General features: G+C 70.5%; 17 protein-coding genes. 13 read left to right on the top strand and 4 right to left on the bottom strand.

Annotated features, from left to right (window positions below):
* Positions 1-5 precede the first annotated feature (5 nt).
* From HC028_RS18835 to HC028_RS18890, 12 genes are all read left to right on the top strand, one after another.
* Positions 6-1169: an inositol-3-phosphate synthase gene (locus HC028_RS18835; RefSeq protein ID WP_168078685.1), complete on the top strand. Its 1164-nt coding sequence runs from the start codon at positions 6-8 to the stop codon at positions 1167-1169.
* On the top strand, positions 1139-2026 hold the full coding sequence (locus HC028_RS18840; RefSeq protein ID WP_308442037.1) for an SCO3242 family prenyltransferase: 888 nt from the start codon (positions 1139-1141) through the stop codon (positions 2024-2026). Before HC028_RS18835 ends, HC028_RS18840 begins: the two co-directional genes overlap by 31 nt.
* Positions 2023-2880, top strand: coding sequence for a sugar phosphate isomerase/epimerase family protein (locus HC028_RS18845; RefSeq protein WP_168078686.1), 858 nt, complete (start codon positions 2023-2025; stop codon positions 2878-2880). Before HC028_RS18840 ends, HC028_RS18845 begins: the two co-directional genes overlap by 4 nt.
* Positions 2867-3478: an EboA domain-containing protein gene (locus HC028_RS18850; RefSeq protein WP_168078687.1), complete on the top strand. Its 612-nt coding sequence runs from the start codon at positions 2867-2869 to the stop codon at positions 3476-3478. The genes HC028_RS18845 and HC028_RS18850 overlap by 14 nt, the downstream gene beginning before the upstream one ends.
* The gene (locus HC028_RS18855; protein ID WP_168078688.1) at positions 3478-4329 is read left to right on the top strand and encodes a TatD family hydrolase; all 852 of its coding nucleotides are present in this window, start codon (positions 3478-3480) and stop codon (positions 4327-4329) included. The genes HC028_RS18850 and HC028_RS18855 overlap by 1 nt, the downstream gene beginning before the upstream one ends.
* Positions 4329-5492, top strand: coding sequence for a metabolite traffic protein EboE (gene eboE, locus HC028_RS18860; protein ID WP_168078689.1), 1164 nt, complete (start codon positions 4329-4331; stop codon positions 5490-5492). Before HC028_RS18855 ends, eboE begins: the two co-directional genes overlap by 1 nt.
* On the top strand, positions 5492-6886 hold the full coding sequence (locus HC028_RS18865) for an alkaline phosphatase family protein (RefSeq protein ID WP_168078690.1): 1395 nt from the start codon (positions 5492-5494) through the stop codon (positions 6884-6886). The genes eboE and HC028_RS18865 overlap by 1 nt, the downstream gene beginning before the upstream one ends.
* A gap of 44 nt (positions 6887-6930) precedes the next feature.
* Complete coding sequence (locus HC028_RS18870) at positions 6931-7725, top strand: ThuA domain-containing protein (RefSeq protein ID WP_203981248.1); 795 nt, start codon at positions 6931-6933, stop codon at positions 7723-7725.
* 74 nt (positions 7726-7799) lie between these two features.
* Entirely contained in the window at positions 7800-8489 is a 690-nt protein-coding gene (locus HC028_RS18875; RefSeq protein WP_168078692.1) for a hypothetical protein, read from the top strand.
* A 131-nt stretch (positions 8490-8620) separates the two neighbouring features.
* Positions 8621-9739, top strand: a complete 1119-nt coding sequence (locus HC028_RS18880; RefSeq protein ID WP_203981249.1) for a multicopper oxidase domain-containing protein — start codon at positions 8621-8623, stop codon at positions 9737-9739.
* 75 nt (positions 9740-9814) lie between these two features.
* Complete coding sequence (locus tag HC028_RS18885) at positions 9815-10672, top strand: 3-keto-disaccharide hydrolase (protein ID WP_168078693.1); 858 nt, start codon at positions 9815-9817, stop codon at positions 10670-10672.
* Between the two features lie 191 nt (positions 10673-10863).
* A complete protein-coding gene (locus HC028_RS18890; RefSeq protein ID WP_239075407.1) occupies positions 10864-12063 on the top strand; it encodes a helix-turn-helix domain-containing protein in 1200 nt (399 codons plus the stop codon).
* Between the two features lie 169 nt (positions 12064-12232).
* On the opposite strand, the gene HC028_RS18895 is transcribed toward HC028_RS18890, so the two are convergent.
* Both HC028_RS18895 and HC028_RS18900 read right to left on the bottom strand, forming a co-directional pair.
* Positions 12233-12991, bottom strand: a complete 759-nt coding sequence (locus HC028_RS18895; protein ID WP_168078694.1) for an SDR family NAD(P)-dependent oxidoreductase — start codon at positions 12989-12991, stop codon at positions 12233-12235.
* Between the two features lie 29 nt (positions 12992-13020).
* Complete coding sequence (locus tag HC028_RS18900; protein WP_168078695.1) at positions 13021-14376, bottom strand: dihydrolipoyl dehydrogenase family protein; 1356 nt, start codon at positions 14374-14376, stop codon at positions 13021-13023.
* A gap of 175 nt (positions 14377-14551) precedes the next feature.
* On the opposite strand from HC028_RS18900, the gene HC028_RS18905 reads away from it, so the two are divergent.
* Positions 14552-16051, top strand: a complete 1500-nt coding sequence (locus HC028_RS18905; RefSeq protein ID WP_168078696.1) for a catalase — start codon at positions 14552-14554, stop codon at positions 16049-16051.
* An 80-nt stretch (positions 16052-16131) separates the two neighbouring features.
* Here the strand turns inward: HC028_RS18905 and HC028_RS18910 are convergent, their stop codons facing one another.
* Together HC028_RS18910 and HC028_RS18915 are read right to left on the bottom strand one after the other, a co-directional pair.
* Complete coding sequence (locus HC028_RS18910; protein WP_168078697.1) at positions 16132-17304, bottom strand: glutathione-independent formaldehyde dehydrogenase; 1173 nt, start codon at positions 17302-17304, stop codon at positions 16132-16134.
* Between the two features lie 37 nt (positions 17305-17341).
* Positions 17342-18217 carry a ferritin family protein gene (locus HC028_RS18915; RefSeq protein WP_168078698.1) on the bottom strand — a complete coding sequence of 292 codons (876 nt, stop codon included), beginning with the start codon at positions 18215-18217 and terminating at the stop codon, positions 17342-17344.
* Between the last annotated feature and the right edge of the window lie 907 nt (positions 18218-19124).

Consider the following 19124-nt stretch of genomic DNA (forward strand, 5'->3'; position numbering starts at 1 on the left):
AGATCATGTCTGCTCGGATAACGAGAACCGGCGTCTGGTTCGTCGGTGCCCGCGGATCGGTGGCGACGACGGCCGTGGTCGGCGCGCTCGCGGTCGCCCAGAAGCTGGCCGACCGTACCGGCCTCGTCACCGACCTGCCGGGGCTGTCCGGCGTCGTGCTGCCGGACTTCGAAGACCTCGTCTTCGGCGGGCACGACATCGACCCGACGCCGCTGCCACACCGGGCCGAGCTGCTGGCCGACGCCGGGGTGGTTCCCACCGCGCTCGTCCGGATGCTCGCCGCCGACCTGGCCGGGGTCGACCGGCGCATCCGGCGGGTGCCGCCGCTGCCGGCGGGGCGCCAGCTCGAGTACGCCGCGCGGATCTCCCACGACCTGCGGGAGTTCCGCGACCGGGAGGGCTGCGACCGGGTGGTCGTGGTGAACGTGGCGTCCACCGAGCCGCCACTGGCGTCCAGCCCGGCGCACGCCGACCTGGCGGCGCTGGAGACCGCGCTGCGCGGCGATTCGCCGGTGCTGTCCCTCAGCTCGCTGTACGCGTACGCGGCGTTCCGGGCCGGGTGCTCCTTCGTCGACTTCACCCCGGGCGCCGGCGCGCGCATCCCGGCCCTGGGCGACCTCGCCGAGGCCAACGGCCTGCCGTGGGCCGGCAGCGACGGCAAGACCGGGGAGACGCTGGTGAAGTCGGTCCTCGCGCCGATGTTCGCCCTCCGCAACCTGCGGGTGCGGTCCTGGGCCGGCACGAACCTGCTGGGCGGCGGGGACGGCGCGACGCTCGCCGACGAGCGGGCCGCCGCGAACAAGATCGCCAGCAAGGGGCGCCTGCTGGGGGAGACCCTCGGGTACGAGGTGGACGCCCCGCTGCACATCGACTACGTCCCGGACCTCGGCGACTTCAAGACCGCCTGGGACCACATCTCCTTCGAGGGCTTCCTCGGCCTGCGGATGAGCCTGCAGTTCACCTGGCACGGGTGCGACTCGGCGCTCGCCGCGCCGCTGGTGCTCGACCTCGCCCGCCTGCTCGCCCAGGCGCACGCCGCGGGCAGGTCCGGCCCGCAGACGCCGCTCGGCTTCTTCTTCAAGGACCCGGTCGGTACCGACGAGCACCGGCTCGGCGCACAGTACGAGTCGCTCGTCGCGTGGGCGACGAGCCTGGAAAGTGGGGCGTGACCATGCGGCTACGTGACCTCGTCGACCTCGTACGCGCGCCGGCCGCGCTGTCCGTCCCCGGCGACGTGGTCGCCGGCGCCGCGGCCGCCCGGGTGCTCGGCCCGCGCACGCCGGCCCTGGCAGGCGCCTCGGTGTGCCTGTACTGGGCCGGGATGGCGGCCAACGACTGGGCCGACCGGGGCGTGGACGCGCAGGAGCGCCCGGAGCGCCCGATCCCGTCCGGCCGGGTGTCGCCGCGGCTGGCGCTGGGAATCGCGGCGGGGCTCACCGCCGCGGGGGTCGCCGCGGCCGGGCTGGCCGGCGGGCGGCGGGCCCTCGCGGTCGCCGCGCCGCTGGCCGGCGCGGTCTGGGCGTACGACCTGGGCGGCAAGGACACCGTCGCCGGGCCGGCGCTGATGGCCGCCTGCCGGGGTCTCGACGTGCTGCTGGGCGCCAGCGCCGGGCGGGTGCGCAGCGCGGTGCCGGCTGCCCTGACCGTGGCGGCGCACACCTACACCGTCACCGCGTTGTCCAGGCACGAGGTGCAGGGCGGCGACCGCCAGGTCGCCACGGCCACCCTCGCCACCACCGCCGCGGTCACCCTGGCCGCCGGCGCGAGCCGGGGCGGTGTGCGCCGGGGTGGGCTCGCGGCGCTGCTCGCCGGCTGGTACGCGGCCCAGTACGGCGGCGTCCAGGCCCGCGCGGCGGCCGACCCCGCCGCTGCCCGTATGCGTGCGGCCGTCGCCGCCGGCATCACCGGCCTGCCGGTGCTCCAGGGCGCGCTGGTCGCCCGGGCCGGAAACGCGGCCGGCGCCCTCGCGGTGGCCGCGGCCGCCCCGCTCGGCCGCCGACTCGCACGGCGGGTGTCGCCGACATGAGCCTGCGCTTCGGGTACGGCACCAACGGGTTCGCCAACCATCGGCTCACGGATGCGCTGGCAGTAATCGCTGACCTCGGGTACGAGGGCGTGGCGCTGACCCTCGACCACCACCACCTCGACCCGTACGCCGACGGGCTGGTCGAGCGGGTGGCGAAGACCGCCGCCCGGCTCGACGAACTGGGCCTCGCCGTGGTGGTGGAGACGGGCGCCCGGTACCTGCTGGACCCGCGCCGCAAGCATGCGCCGACCCTGCTGGACGACGAGCGCGGGCTGCGGTTGGACTTCCTGCGTCGGGCGGTTGCGATCGGCGCGGACCTGGGCGCGGAGGCGGTCTCCTACTGGGCCGGGGTCCGCCCCTCCACTGTAGACGAAGCAACGGCGTGGGGGCGGCTGGTCTCGGGCTGCGCGGAGATGGCGGACGCCGCCGAGCGGGCCGGCGTGGTCCTGGGGTTCGAGCCGGAGCCGGGCATGCTCGTACAGACCATCGCCGACTGGTTCCGCCTGCGCGCGGACCTGGGCGCGCCCGGATCCTTCGGCATGACGCTCGACATCGGACATTGCCGGTGTCTGGAGCCCGACCCGGTGCCGGAGTGCGTTGCCCGGGTAGCGCCGCACCTGGTCAACGTTCAGATCGACGATATGCGGCGCGGGGTGCACGAACATCTGGAGTTCGGCGACGGTGAGATCGACTTCCCGCCCGTCCTGCGCGCGCTCGCTGATGGCGGCTACGGCGGTCTGGTCGCCGTGGAGCTGCCGCGCCACTCCCACGCCGCGCCCACGGTGGCGGAGCGGTCGCTGAACTTTCTTCGTGCCGCGGAACAGACGGGTAGGAGGGGCGATGACCGGGGTTGACGAGCTGCGCGGAGTATTCGTCGCGGTAGCGGAGGACGGCTGGCTGTCGACGGCGTTGGCCAGAGTCGCCGCCGACCCCGCCGCCATCAATCACCTGTTCCCGGCGGTCGGGCGGCACTGCGGCCGGGCCCCGCTGGCCGCCCTGCCCACCTGGAGCACCGATGACGCCGCCCGGGCGCTGCTGCTGCTCGCCCTGCCGCCCGGTGACGGGCTGCCAGACCGGGTCGAACTGCTCTACCGCTACGGGGACGCCGCGGAGAAGCGGGCGGTGCTGCGGGCGCTGCCCCTGCTGGTTCTCGGCGCTGCGGCCGTCCCGCTGCTGCAGGACGCCATCCGTACCAACGATCCCCGGCTGCTCGCCGCGGCCCTCGGGCCGTACGCGGCGCACCTCGACGACGCCACGTGGCGGCAGGCGGTCCTGAAGTGCGTCTTCATGGGCCTGCCACTGAGCTGCGTGGCCGACCTGTACCAGCGGGCCGACGCGGAACTGGCCACCATGCTCGCCGGCCTGGTGGCCGAGCGGGAAGCGGCCGGCCGCGCGGTCGCCGAAGACGTACACGCCCTACTCCACCACCTCACCGCCGCAACGGAGGGCTGATGCGCATCTTCGACCCCCACATCCACATGTCCTCCCGCACCACGGACGACTACGAGCGGATGGCCGCCGCGGGAGTACGGGCGCTCGTGGAGCCCGCGTTCTGGCTGGGCCAGCCGCGCACGAACGTCGGGTCGTTCACCGACTACTTCGACTCGCTGGTCGGCTGGGAGCCCTACCGGGCCAGCCAGTTCGGGATCCGTCACCACTGCACGATCGCGCTGAACCCCAAGGAGGCCAACGACCCGCGCTGCCGGCCCGTGCTCGACGTGCTGCCGCGCTACCTCGCCAAGGACGGTGTGGTGGCGGTCGGCGAGATCGGCTACGACTCGATGACCCCCGACGAGGACGCGGCGTTCAGCGCGCAACTGGCCCTCGCGGTCGCGAACGACCTGCCCGCGCTCGTCCACACCCCGCACCGGGACAAGGTCCGTGGCACGCAGCGGAGCCTCGCGGTCGTGAAGGAGTCGGGCATCGACCCCGGGCGGGTCGTCATCGACCACCTCAACGAGGTCACCGTCGGGCTGGTGAAGGACAGTGGCTGCTGGATGGGGTTCTCCATCTACCCGGATACCAAGATGTCGCCGCCGCGGATGGTGGCCATTCTCCGCGAGTACGGGCCGGAGCGGATTCTGGTCAACTCGGCGGCCGACTGGGGAAAGTCCGATCCGCTGCTGACCCACGCCACCGGCGCGGCGATGCGGGAGGCCGGCTTCTCCGACGACGACATCGACCGCGTGCTGTGGCGCAACCCGGTGGAGTTCTACGGCCAGTCCGGCCGGCTCGACCTGTCCGATATGGAGGACCTGGCCGGGACGTACGCCGGCAACTCGATTCTGCGGGGAGGGGACTGATGCGGCTGGCCCACCCGGACGGCCAGCTCGTCCACCTCAGCTACTGCACCAACGTGCACCCGGCCGAGGACCTCGGCGGAATCCTCGCTCAGCTGGACGCGTACGCGGTGCCGGTCCGCGCGAGGCTGGACGCCGACGTCCTCGGACTCGGCCTGTGGCTGGCCGCGGACGTCGCCGCCGAGCTCGCCGCCGACCCCGGCGAGCGGCGGCGCCTGCGCCGGGAGCTGGCCGCGCGCGGACTCGAAGTGGTCACGCTCAACGGCTTCCCGTACCGGTCGTTCCAGGCGCCCGTCGTCAAGTACGACGTCTACCAGCCCGACTGGACCACCCGCGAACGCCTCGACTACACGCTGAACCTGGCCCGGATCCTGGCTGACCTGCTCCCCGACGACGCGGCGCGCGGCTCGGTCTCCACGCTGCCGCTGGCGTGGCGGGAGCCCTGGGACGGCGAACGGGCGGCGGCGGCCGGGCGGATACTGGACACCCTCGCGGGTGGATTGGCCGACGTGGCCCGGCAGACCGGCCGGGTGGTGCGCGTCGGCTTCGAGCCCGAGCCGGGCTGCGTGGTCGAGAGCACGGAGGACGCCACCCGGAACCTGTCCACGATGGACACCGAATGGCTCGGTATCTGCCTCGACCTCGCACACCTCGCCTGCGCCTGGGAGGACCCGGGCGAGGCCCTCGCCCGGCTGGAGCAGGCCGGCCTGCCGGTGGTCAAGGTGCAGGTGTCCGCCGCGCTGGGCGCCGACGAACCGGCCGGCGCGGAACCGACGCTGCGCGCGTACGCGGAGCCGCGGTTCCTGCACCAGACCCGCGGACCGGACGGGCACGGCACCGACGACCTCGACGCCGCACTCGACGCCGGCCTGCCCGGGCCCTGGCGGGTGCACTACCACGTGCCGCTGCACGGCGCCCCGACGCCGCCGCTGCACTCCACCCTGCCGGTCCTGCGGGACGCGCTCCGGCGCCTGCTCGGCGGCGCGAGCGCCGGCTGCGACCACCTCGACGTCGAGACGTACACCTGGGGCGTGCTGCCGGAAGACCAGCGCCCCGACACCCCCGACCAGCTCGCCGCCGGCATCGCCGCCGAGCTCGCGTTCGCCCGCGACGAGCTGTACTCCCTCGGTCTGGCGCCCGCGGGCCGCACCGCCCTGGAGGTCTGATGAGCAACCGCCCCAAACCCCTGGTCGTCCTGGACGTCGTCGGGCTGACCCCGCGCCTGCTCGCGCACATGCCCCGGCTGCGCGCGGTCGCCGCGTCCGGGTTCGAGGCGACCCTGGGCACCGTGCTGCCCGCGGTCACCTGCACGGTGCAGTCCACGCTGCTGACCGGCGCGCTGCCGCGCGAGCACGGCATCGTCGGCAACGGCTGGTACTTCCGCGACCTCGGCGAGGTGTTTCTCTGGCGCCAGCACAACGCGCTGGTCGGCGGGGAGAAGCTGTGGCACGCGGCGCGGAAGGCGTACCCGGACTACACCGTCGCCAACATCTGCTGGTGGTACGCGATGGGCGCGGACGTGAACTGGACGGTCACCCCGCGCCCGGTCTACTACGCCGACGGGCGCAAGGAGCAGGACTGCTACACCGACCCGCCGGAGCTGCACGACGAGCTGACGAGCGAGCTGGGCACCTTCCCGCTGTTCACCTACTGGGGTCCGGGAGCGGGGCTCAAGTCCTCCCAGTGGATCATCAACGCCGCCCGGTCGGTGATGCGCCGCCACAACCCGGACCTGACCCTGGTCTACCTGCCGCACCTCGACTACGACCCGCAGCGGTACGGGCCGGCCGCGCCGCAGACGGCCGCCGCGGCCGCCGACCTCGACCGGGCGCTCGGCCCGCTGCTCGACGACGCGACCGCGCGGGGCGCCACGGTCGTCGCGCTCTCGGAGTACGGCATCACGGCGGCCAGCCGCCCGGTGAACGTCAACCGCCTGCTGCGCGCCGAGGGCCTGCTGGAGGTGTACACCCAGGACGGCATGGAGTACCTCGACCCGTGGACCTCGCGGGCGTTCGCGGTCGCCGACCACCAGATCGCGCACGTGTACGTCAAGGACCCAGCCGACGTACCCGCCGTGCAGAAGCTGTGCGAGGGGCTGCCCGGGGTCGCGGAGGTGCTCGACGACGCCGGCAAGGCCGAGTACGGGCTCGACCACCCGCGCGCGGGAGACCTCGTACTGGTCGCCGACCCGGAGTCCTGGTTCACCTACTACTACTGGCTTGACGACGCGCGGGCCCCGGACTTCGCCCGGCTTGTCGAGATCCACCGCAAGCCCGGCTACGACCCGGCCGAGCTTTTCTTCGATCCGGCGGCGCCGGCCGCGGCCAAGCGCCGCGCCGCGGTCGCCCTGGCGCGCAAGAAGCTCGGCATGCGCTACCTGATGAACGTGGTCGGGTTCGACGCCGGCGCCGCCGCGGTACGCGGCTCGCACGGCCGGCTGCCGACCGATCCGGTCGACGGCCCGGTGTTGCTCTGCTCCGACGCGGCAAGCGCGCGGGAGCGGGTCGAAGCGACACAGGTAAAGGAGATGCTGCTGCGTCTTGCCGGCCTGACCGGCTGACGCGCGCTGTCACAGCCGGCGTAACCGAAGGGACAAGAATGACCATGAGAACTCCGACAAGAATCCTCGCGGTGCTGGCGCTCGCCGCCGGTCTGATCGCGCCCGCAGCCGCCGCATCCGCGGCCAAGGCGCACAAGCCGTCGTACCGGGTCCTGGTCTTCTCGAAGACGACCGGGTTCCGCCACGCCTCCATTCCGCACGGCATCGCGGCGATCCAGAAACTCGGTCAGGACAACCGCTTCGCCGTCGACACGACCGAGGACGACAGCCAGTTCACCGACGCCAACCTGGCGAAGTACAAGGCAGTCATCTTCCTGTCGACCACGGGTGACCCGGTCACCACGCCGGACGCGAAGGCCGCGTTCCAGCGCTACATCGAGCACGGCGGCGGGTACCTCGGCATTCACGCCGCTGCGGACAGCGGCTACAACTGGGCCTGGTACGGCGGCCTCGTCGGCGCCTACTTCCGCGACCACCCGGCCATCCAGCAGGCTACCGTCCGCGTCCCCGATAACGACACGGCGGCGACCCGAGGCCTGCCGGAGAAGTGGGTGCGCACGGACGAGTGGTACAACTTCCGCAGCAACCCGCGGGACGCGGTGCGGGTCCTCGCCACCATCGACGAGTCGACCTACAACCCGGTGGGCTACACCGGCGGTTCCATGGGCGCCGACCACCCGATGGCGTGGTGCCACCGGTACGACGGTGGGCGCGCGGTGTACACGGCGTTCGGGCACACCGAGGCCTCGTACACCGAACCGCTCTTCCTCAAGCACCTGCTCGGCAGCATCAAGATGGCCGCCGGCCGGGCCGGGTTCGACTGCGACGCGGACGACTGATCCGTGCGGTGGCCGGGGTTGCACCCCGGGTCCCCGGCCACCGCACCCTTTGACCTTTTGGAAGGAGCGTCGCCATGCCGAACGCCCGTAAACGGTCTGCCGGGCCGCCGCCTCGGGGTGGCACCGCCCGACCGTGGCGTGCGGTGGCGGTCGCGGCGGTCGTCGCATTCTGCGTCGGAGCGCTGCTCGCCGGAGGCGGCGGGTACGCGGCCGGCCGGCCCGATCAGGTTCAGCAGACAGTCCAGACGCTGCAGGCGCAGGACGCGGCACGGGACAAGGCGCAGATCAAGGAGCTGACCGCGACCGCGCGCGAGCTGCAGGGCAAGCTCCTTCCGGTACTCAGCGAGATGGCTGCCGCCATGCCGATCGACCCGCAGGCCGCGGCCAAGCCCGCCACCGCCGCCCAGGTAGCGTCCTGGCGCGCGGCCACCGGCGCGGCGGTCGAACGGTTCGCGCACCCGCCGTCGGGCGGCACCGGGGTCAACATCGCGCGGTCCGGCCTGGCGAACGCGGTCCGCGGACTCGACGCGGCGGTACGCACGTACGAGGCGTCGCTGTCCGCGCCGCCCGCGACCCAGCAGGCGCTCGTCTCCCTCGCGGCGAACCAGCGGGACATCGCCGTCGCCACCTGGTCGACCGGCGGGACGCAACTCGACGTCGCCAACATCGACGCGGGCTTTGGCCACGCGCATGTGTTCCTGCCCGCGGCGCCCGGGAGCGGCGCGCTGACCGCCGACGGCGAGACCGAAGGGCACCACGACTGATGCACGCCGCCAGAATCGCCCTGGTCTTCGCCGTGATCGTCCTCGCGAATGGCCGCCGCCGGCGCCCTACCCCCAGCCGCCGGTCAGCGCGGTGATCAGCGTGCCCCCACGTACTGGTTGAGGAGATCCATGTGAAGAACTCTGACAAGGGCCGGTCCCTGCTGGCCCGAGCGATTCCGTTATCGCCCCGGGGTGCGCTCAGCGCGCTGATCCTGGTGGTGGCTCTCGTCGGGGTGGGCGGCCTGGCCGCGGGGGCCAGCCCGAAGACGTTCCAGGCCGGGCAGCCCGAAGGCTGTGCGAAGCCGAACCGCAGCATGGACCTCTACGCCGTGGAGTTGCCCCGGGACAGGGGGCAGATCCGCCTCGGGTACGGCCGGACTCCGGAAACGGCCTCGTACCCGGGGCCCACCATCGAGATGATGGAGGGCGAGTGCCTGGCGATCACGCTGCACAACCAGGTGCCGATCGAGACGCTCACGCAGTTGCGTGCCAAGCCCGAGTACCCCCTGGGCGTGTCGCTGCACGTGCACGGCGTCAAGTACACCGAGCAGTCGGACGGCACCGCGCACAGCAACTCCTTTGTCCCGCCCGGCGAGTCGCGTACGTACACCTGGTACGCCAAGAAGCCCGACAAGCGCGACGGTTCCCCCGGCACGGCCGGCTACTGGTGGTACCACGACCACGTCGTCGGGACTCCACATGGGACACAGGGAGTTGCCTCCGGGCTGTTCGGTGCCGTCATCGTGCGGCGGCCGGGCGACCCGAAGCCGGCCCACACCTACGTGGTCGCGTTCGGCAACCAGCAGACCATCAACCTTCGCCGGGCCCCGGACACCGACACCTGCGACGCCCATAACCCGCAGCCCGGCCCCACCTGCATGGTCGCACGACAGGGGGAGCGGGTGGAGTTCGTCGTCATCAGTACGGGCAACGACATGCACACGTTCCATCTCCACGGGCACGCCTGGGCGAACACCAGAACGGGGCTGCTCGGCAAGGGCGACGACAACAACACCGATTCGGTACCGGTGATAGACAACCGGACCGTCGGGCCGGCCGACTCATTCGGGTTCCAGGTCAAGGCCGGCGACTCGGTGGGTCCGGGGCACTGGATGCTGCACTGCCACGTGCAGTTCCACTCGGACATCGGCATGACGACGACGTTCCACGTCCTGAACAAGGACGGGTCGATGCCGCCGCACGACATGACCCAGCCGATGGCGGTGACGCCGTCACCGTCGGCCTCCTGACCAGGTGAGATTTCCGCGCACCTAAGTCCACGGTTCGAGCGAAGTGGCCGGGTTCCGGTCACGGGAAGAGGGAACATGCGGAAGATCGTCGCGCTAGCCGCGTTCGTTGGCCTCCTGCCCGTTGAGGCGTTGGCCACGGTACAGACGGCAGCGCAGCAAGGGTACGCGTCGGTTTCGGGTAGTGGCTCGGAACGGCATGACGACGACAAAGCCAAGTGCGGGAAGGTGCTCGACGGCGCCGACAAGGGGTACGAGGTCATCTTCGACGGGACCCGGAAGTGCTTTGAACGGTGGCGGTACGCGGGCGGGTCGAGCATCACGCTCGAACGCGACGGCACCCTGAAGTCCGGTCCAGGCGCGCCGAACCTGGGCGCGCTGTGGTACGCGACCCGGCCGTACGGCGACTTCTCGCTGAAGCTGCAGTTCCGTGACGACTCACCGGTCGCCGGCAAGCGGGCCAACAGCGGCGTCCACGTACGGTTCCCTGCGCCTCGGCCGCCGGTCCCCGGGTGCCCGATGACGTTCAACGGCAACCCGCAGCAGACGAACCCGGCGGGCTGGATCGCGGTCAACTGCGGCCATGAGATTCAGATCAACGACTCGCCGGATGGAGGCGGCAACGACCCGCGCAAGACCGGTTCGATCTACGGGTTCGCGGACCTGAACGGCACGCAGTCGCAGCCCACACCGGCCGGTGTCTGGAACGACCTGGAGATCCGCGTCGTCGGCCAGCACTACACGGTGATCCGCAACGGCGTCGTCGTCAACGAGTACGAGAACGTCCCCGGCGTTCCGTTCCCCGGTCGTCCGAAGGACCCGGACTCGAGCTCTCGTGGTCTGGTGGGGTACGTAGGCCTCCAGTCCCACGGCGGGGCCGTGGACGTCGTGTCCTTCCGCAACATCAGGATCCTGGACCTGTCGAACCAGGACTAGAAACTACTCCCAGTTCGGAGCCGTCAGCTGGCACCCTGGCGGCTCCGAACTGGAGCGCGGCACCAGGAATGGCTCGTCATAGGGGACAGCCGTGGCGAAGCAGATTCGATTTCTCGTACCGTCCTGGGTACGGTGGGCGTCGGAGTAGCGGTCGCCTGCTCGCAGCCCAGCTTCTACCTGGGACGGTGGCCATGACGATGGACGGTCCGATCGCCGCGCACATCGGGACGCGCATCCGGTACTGGCGGCGGCGCCGCGGCGGCATGACACAGGCGGCCCTCGCCGGCCTGGCCGGGGTGTCGCAGTCGTACATCTCGCAGGTGGAGTCCGGTCTCAAGGGTGTCGAGCGGCGGTCCACCCTCGTCGCCGTCGCGGCAGCTCTGCAGGTGTCCGTCGCCGACCTGCTGGGGCAGCCCGGCGACCCGGCCGACCCACTCAAGGCCGGCGCCGACGCGGCAGTACCGGCGATCCGGGTCACGCTCGTCGAGATCGACGAAGGCGAGCGGCGTACCCCGGCACGGGGTCCGGAGGAGATGGCCGCCGCGGTGGAGCACATCACGGGCCTACGCGCCCGGTCGGAGTACGCGCCGATGGCAGGGCTCTTGCCGAGCCTCCTGCTGGACGCTGCCGCGTACGGCGGGGCCGCCCTCGCCGAGGTGGGGCATGCCGCGTCGGAATGCCTGAGTAGCCTCGGCTACCGGGACATGGCGATGTTCGCGGCGCGGGTGGCCATGAACGCCGCACAGCAGGCCGAGAACGCGGCGTGGATCGGATCGACTCAGTTCGTCTACACCCTGTCGCTGCCCATCGAGGCGGCGCACACGACCAGCCGCGTGGCGAACAAAGCGCTGTCCGCCTTGCAGGACAAGGCCTCCGATACCGACGTGCGACAGATGCTCGGCCAGCTCCACCTGTCGGCATCGCTGGTGTGCGCGGTGGACCAACGTCCCGCTGATGCCGCCGCCCATCTCGTCGAGGCACGTCGGGAAGCGGCGACGCTCGGTGATCCGAGGGATGGGGTCGGGTTTAACGTGTTGGCGTTCGGGCCGACCAACCTTGGCCTGTGGCGCATGGCGGTGGAGACGGAACTCGGCGAGTACGGCCGGGTCGTGGAGTTGGCCGGCACGATCGAGCCGCGCCGGCTGAAGGTCGCCAATCGGCACCAGTCGTACTGGCTGCACCTCGGCCGCGCGCTGGCGCATTCGGGGAAGACCGACCGGGAGGCGCTGATCGCGTTCATGAACGCGGAGCGGGCTGCCCCGATTCCGTTCAGCCTCAACGCGATGGCTCGTGACGCCGTGGTGGTAATGGTGCACCGGGCTCGACGGCGATCAGTCTCTGACGATCTCCGGATGCTTGCGCGACGTATGGGCGTGGAAGTAGCCGCATAACCACAGGTGATAAAGGTTCGTAACGCGCTGCCTACTGTGCGTTTGCAGGTGCGGCGGTCGGATGTTCCCTCCCATGGCCTGGCCGCCGCACCCTCACGTGACACGCGACTGGGGGCGACGGTGGATCTCATGGAAGCGCACCGGCGCTCTTCGAACGCTGACGCTGCTGTCAGCGGCCGCCGGATACCGTGATATCGCTGCCGGTGACGAACGACGCCGCCGGCGAGACCAGCCACGACACGGTGGCGGCGACCTCCTCGGGCTGGCCGATACGACCGATCGGGCTACTCGCGGCGGCCTCCATCGCTTCCGGCGACGCCGAGGTCATCTCGGTGGCGATGACGCCCGGCGAGACGCTGTTGACGCGGATCCCTTCGGGCGCGACCTCATTGGACAGCCCACGGGTGAACGTCACCAGGGCACCTTTGGTCGTCGCGTACGGCACGAATCCTGGGATACCAGGAATCGCCCGGGCGGCGATGGAGGCGATGTTGACGATCGATCCACCGTTGCCGCCATGGGCGGTGGACATCGCCTGCACCGCGTGTCTGGCGCACACCATCGGGCCGATGACGTTTACCTGCATCAGCCGGGCCAGATCAGCGGTCTCCTGCTCATCGATGCGGGCCTGTTTGCCGGTTGTCCCGGCGTTGTTGACCAGCGCGGTCACCGGCCCCATCTCCTGTTGGGCCCGTTGGAACATGCCTGCGACGTCGTCTGGCGCCGCCACGTCCGCGCGCACGGCGACGGCCCGGCCGCCGCGGTTGCGGATGGTGGAGACGACCGATTCGGCGCCCTCGGCGTCCGCCGCGTAGTTGACGACCACGCCGTACCCGTCTTCGGCCAGCTTTTCGGCGATCGCGGCGCCGATACCCCGGCTGGCGCCGGTGACGATCGCCGCGCCTTTTCCTGGCTTGGCGGATGTCATGGTGTGGACCTCCCGTCGATTGGTCGCGCCTATAGCCCGTACTCCTCCAGGAGGCGGAGCCAGACCTCGCTCACGGTCGGGAACGGTGGAACGGCGTGCCACAGCTGGTCGAGCGGGACCTCGGCGTTGACGGCGATGGTGGCCGAGTGCAGCAGGTCGTCGATGTCGGGGGCGACGAAGGTGGCGCCGAGCAGGACGCGGCGGTCTTCGTCGACGACCAGCTTCGCGCGGCCGGTGTAGCCGACGCCGCGGACTTCGGCGCCGGCGACCGTACCGATGTCGTACTCCACGGCACGGATCGGGAAGCCGTCGGCACGGGCCTGGGACTCGGTGCGCCCGACCATGCATACCTGCGGTTCGGTGAAGATGACCTGGGGCGCGCCCCGTCCGTCGGCGGTGTCGCGCATGCCCGGCGCGTCGTCGGGCAGCCCCTTGGCCCGGGCGGCGATCACGTCGCCGCACACGCGGGCCTGGTACTTGCCCATGTGGGTGAGCAGGTTGCGCCCGTTGGCGTCACCGACGGCGTAGAGCCAGCCGTCGGGGATACCGGTGGCGCGCATGCTGTCGTCGACGACCTCGGCCTGGAGACCGTCGGCATCGACCTGTGCGCCGTCGTCGGTGTGGACGGTGACCGGGCCGCCCGGCACCGGGCGCTCGACCCGGACGGCGGAGCGGTTGAGGCGCACGTCGATGCCATTGTCCTGAAACGATTTCACGAGCATCTCACCGGCGAACGGCTCGGTCCGGGCGAGGAGGCGGTCCTCTCGCACGAGTACGGTCGTCGCTAGCGCCCCGAGGGAGTGCAGCGCCTGGGACATCTCGCAGGCCACGGGCCCACCGCCGATCGCGACCAGCCGTTTGGGCACTTGCTGGACCTCGGTGGCCTCCCGGTTGGTCCACGGGCGCGCCTGCTGCAGCCCCGGCACGTCGGGGATCGCCGGGTCGCTGCCGGTCGCCACCACGACGGCGTGCCGGGCCCGCAGCCCCCGTGAGCCGCCGTCCGGCGCGGTCACCTCGACCCGCCGTGGCCCGGCCAGGCGTCCGTGGCCCCGCACGAATGTTGCCGGGAGATTCTTGACCCAGCTCACGTTGTGGCTGTCGTCGAGGTGGGACACGGTCTCGTCCCGGCGGGCCAGCACCGCTGCGGTGTCGATCGGGCCGCGCAGTTCGAGCCCTGGCATCCGGTTCACCTCGGCCGCCAGCGCCATCGGCCACAGCAGCGCCTTGCTCGGGATGCAGGCGTAGTACTCGCACTCGCCGCCGGCCAGGCGCTCCTCGATGACGGCTGCGGTGAGGCCGCCGCGTACGGCGCGCGCGGCGGCGTTCAACCCGACCGGTCCAGCACCTATCACGATGACGTCGAAGACCTCGGCCTGGTCGGTCATGACACAGCCACCCCCGGTCTCGCAGGTCATGTCGTCATCTGCCGGATGTGCTCCCACCAGTCTTTCACGGCACCGGCTACATCCGCGGGTTCCTCGGCAGGACGCTCGGCTCAGGTGTATGCCGAGGCCGCCGGGTAGTAAACGCGGCTCACTGAGCGTCGCGCAAGGGGGAATTATGACTGCGCAACGACCGAACACGACCACGGATGCCGGTATCCCGGTCTCCAGCGACGAATACTCGCTGACAGTCGGCCCAAGCGGGCCCAACCTGCTGCAGGACGCGTACCTGATCGAGAAGCTGGCCCACTTCGCCCGCGAGCGCGTGCCCGACCGCGTGTATCACGTCAAGGGCGGCGGCGCCTTCGGCTACTTCGAGGTGACCGCCGACGTCAGCCAGTGGACCAAGTCGGCCTTCCTCAACGGAGTTGGCAAGCGTACGCCGATGCTCGTGCGCCTGTCGTCGGTAGCCGGCGAAGAGGGCTATCCGGACACGGACCGCGACGTGCGTGGCTTCGCCATGAAGTTCTACACCGAAGAGGGCAACTACGATCTCGTCGGCAACAACACGCCGGTCTTCTTCGTGCGCGACCCCATGAAGTTCCCGGACTTCATCCACTCCCAGGAGCGCATGCCCGACAGCGGCCTGCGCAACAACAACATGCAGTGGGACTTCTGGACGCTCTCGCCCGAGTCGGCCCACCAGGTGACGATCCTGATGAGTGACCGGGGCACGCCGCGCTCCTGGCGCCACATGAACGGCTACAGCAGCGACACGTACATGTGGGAGAACGCTGCGGGTGAGAAGTTCTGGGTCAAGTACCACTTCAAGACCGAGCAGGGCATCCAGAACTTCACCGACGCCGAGGCCAAGGCCATGCGCGGCGAGGACCTCGACCATTACCGGCGTGACCTGTGGGACGCGATCGCCCGCAACGACTATCCGTCCTGGCGCCTCGAGATGCAGATCATGCCGTACGAGGACGCGGTCAACTACCGCTTCAACCCCTTCGACATCACCAAGGTCTGGCCGCACAAGGACTACCCGACGATCCCGATCGGCCGGATGGTGCTCGACCGCAACCCCGACAACTTCTTCGCGCAGATTGTGCAGGCCGCCTTCGACGTCGCGAACATGGTCCCGGGCATCGGGCCCAGCCCGGACCGGATGGTGCTGGGGCGGATGTTCGCGTACGCCGACTCGGCTCGCTACCGCAACGGCCCGAACTACATGCAACTGCCAGTCAACCGGCCGCGGGTCGACGTGCACAACTACAACAAGGACGGCCCGATGCGTTACCGCCACAACGGGAGCCAGCCGGTCTATGCGCCGAACAGCTACGGCGGGCCCAAGGCCGATCCGCAGCGCTACCGCGACCCGAGCTGGTTCGTGGCGGCCGCCGAGATCATGCGCGCGGCCTACCAGCCGCACCGCGACGACGACGACTTCATCCAGCCCGGCACGCTCTACCGCCAGGTGATGACCCCGACCGACCGCGACCATCTGGTCGGTAACATCATCGGGCACCTGAGCCAGGAGGTGGAACGCCCCATCCAGGAGCGCGCCGTCAACGACTACTGGGCCAAGGTCGACCCCGACCTTGGCACGCGCCTCGCCCGCGAGCTGGGTCTGGTGACCCCGGCGATGGCGGGGGCACAACACGCACGCGGGACCTGAGCCAGCGTCGGCAGCCTACGGGCCGTTGTCGGCTTCCCCGGCCGGATCTGGACTGTTCGCCCGGCCCGGGATGCGGTGCGTCAGGGGTGGAGGACGGCCTTGATGACGCCGTCTTCGCGTTTGTCGAACTGCCGGTACAGCTCGGCTGCGTAGTCGAGCCTGCCGTGGTGGGTGACGATGGCGCCCGGGTGAGCCCGTCCAGAGGTGATGAGGTCGCGCAGGTGGGTGGTGTAGCGGCGGTCGTGGGTACGGCCGAACCGTACGCTGACGCCCTTGTTGAAGAATGTCCCCCACGGCACGGTGAGCCGCCCGTCGGCCGTCTCACCGGGCTGGGGGTTCAGGTCCTTTTCCGGGTACACGCCGATGACGGCCACCGCGCCGCATGCGTTGACCAGGCGGGCGGCGTCGGCGACCACCTGGTTGGGCCGTTCCCGGTCCGGGTGGGTGCGGTCGTGGGCCTGGAACCCGACCGCGTCGATGACCTTGTCGACGCCGTCGAGCTTCTCCTCGCCGATCGGCAGCCCGGCCCGGGTTCGCAACTCGCGGATTCGGTCGACCGGGTCGCCGGCCCGGAAATCGACCGGCGTGGCGCCGAGCTCACTGGCCATGTCCAGGCGCGCGTCGACGCCGTCGACGCTGTACACCGCGCGGGCGCCTTGGAGCAGAGCCGAGTAGGCGGCGAGTAGCCCGATGGTGCCGGCGCCGAAGACGGCGACGGTGTCACCGGCGGCCACGTCGGCCAACCGGGTGGCGTGCCAGCCGGTGACGAAGGCGTCGGCGAGGAGGACGAAGTCGTCTTCGTGGGCGTCGCCGGGCTGGCCGGGCAGGCGGATGCAGTTGGCGTCGGCCCACGGTACGCGCAGCAGTTCGGCTTGGGCGCCCCGGTACGGTCCCATCCCGGCGTACCCGTAGGCGGCGCCGATGCCGTCGGGGCGGGCGCGCAGGCAGGCGGCGGTCAGCCCCCGGGCGCATAGGTGGCAGGTGCCGCAGTACAGGTGGGTCGGTATCGCCACCCGCATGCCGGGGGTGATGGTTTCGACGCAGGGCCCAACTTGCTCGACCACGCCGAGCGGTTCGTGGCCGAGCACCAGACCCGGTTCGGCGCCGGTGCGACCGTCGTACATGTGCAGGTCGGTGCCGCAGATGGCGCTGGACGTCACGCGGACCACCGCGTCGGAGTCGGCCTCCAGGCGTGCGTCCGGCACGTCACGCACTCCGACGGTGCGGATGTCCTCGTAGACGACGGCTTTCACGAACACTCCATCCTGCGCCGGGCTACCGCCGCCCGGGTCAGTTCCCGCTCTGCACCTGCGCGAGCTCGGTCGTGAAGGTCTGGTGGTGGCCTTGCTCGTCGGTCGTGATGCTGCGGAAGGTGCTGGCGACGCTCGGGTTGCCGAGCTGGTCCGACCTGGTCGCCCACGCCGTGTACATGTCGATCGCGCCCTGCTCCGAGGCGATCGACTCCTGGAGGTTCAGCTGGACGCCGTTCACGTAACCGGCAAGGTTGGACAGCCAGTTCCAGTTCTGCTGTTCCTGGATCTCAAGCGCGCTGAGCAACTTGCCCAGATCCGCCTGGCCGGTGGAGACGGCGACCTTGGCCATCCACTGGTACTCCGCCCACTGCCAGGATGCCGCTGCGAGGGCCGAGTTAGAGGCGCCGGTCAGTTCAGTGAAGAAAGTGCCGGAGTAGTGCGGCTCCGGTGAGACCTTGACCTGGTAGTACTCGATCTCCGGCGCGGCCGGCACCGAGCCATCCTGGCCCTGGAGGGCGTCGAGCGCCTGCGTGAGCAGGTCCGCGGCGACGGTCTGCCGCTCGGCGACTTTCCGAAGCACGTGGGCCGCCTCGTGGTCGGGTGCCTCACCGGCCCAGCGCTCGTACGCCTTCGCGGCCTCCTGCGCCTGCAGGATGGCGATCCTCAGGTTGGCGATGTTGTCCGAGCCGCTGTACAGCCCGGACAGCGTGATCTCGTGGGTGTAGTGATCCTGGTGCTCAACCTGGCCGACAGTTCGCCAGACGTTGGCCAGGTCCGTGTAGCCTTCCTGATCCGCTGCGGCGGCGTAGCCGTAGTACTGCTGGTAGGCGGCGGCCTCGGTGACGGCCGCGCTGTTCAACAGTTGGTTCACGTTGGTGTAGCTCGACGCCGCCGACGGGTCCGTGTTCGCCAACGCAATGTAGGGACCCGGGCTCGACGATGCGTACGGGCTCGGCGAGGCCGGGGCGCTCAGTCTCGTTCCTGGCGTGGATCTCGGGTTCGGCCGCTCCGAAGTCGAGGGGCTGAGCATCGACGAAGCCGAGGGGCTGAGCATCGACGATGCCGAGGGGCTCGGCATCGGGCTCGACGATGCCGAGGCGGACACCGCGGACGTCGCGGAAATGCCGAGGGCGGCGAGCGCAGCCGCCCCCGCAAGGGCGGGTTTTCTCGAAAGAGCGGTTCGGATGCGCATGGTGCGGGGACCTCCTCGATTAGGTGAAGGAATGCCTGATCCAGCGGGCGTTGATGATTGGCGCACTCACACGCATCCGGGTAATCTGAAGTGGACGGATCCAGTACACGTATTGCGCGATGATCGCCCTCATGCAGCGACTCCCCAGTCAATGGCATGGGGCGATGAATGCAAACATCAAATAGACGTACGCCGGACGGCTTCAGTACGTTCTGACGGATGTTGGTCGCTTTACCTACCAGGCAGCCTGGTACGAGTACAGCGTGTTCGGCTGTACTGAAGGTTGCCCTGTTCATCGCAGGGGCGATCGGGAGAGCGTGGCTGAATGATGGGCGCGCTCTCCCCCCGTCGGTAACGTCTCCGGCGGGGGAGAAGCACGGTCTGGCACGTGCGCGACGTCAATTGCTTATGGTCGGTCGCAGTTGCTTATCAACGAATCAGTAACTCATGGCAGTTACAGGAATCTTTCCGTTGCAAGAACAGCGTCTGTTCGCCATCCCGGGCGCTGTCGAACCGCCCACCGAGGAGCGGGCCGCCGCCGAGGTCCCCCTACGAGAAGCGTTTTCGCGCTAACCAGACTTTAGCCCACGCCAGGACTCTCAGCCATTCCGCAGCTAGGGGTGCCTGT

This window comes from Planosporangium flavigriseum (genome assembly GCF_011947225.1).
Lineage (GTDB): Bacteria > Actinomycetota > Actinomycetes > Mycobacteriales > Micromonosporaceae > Planosporangium > Planosporangium flavigriseum.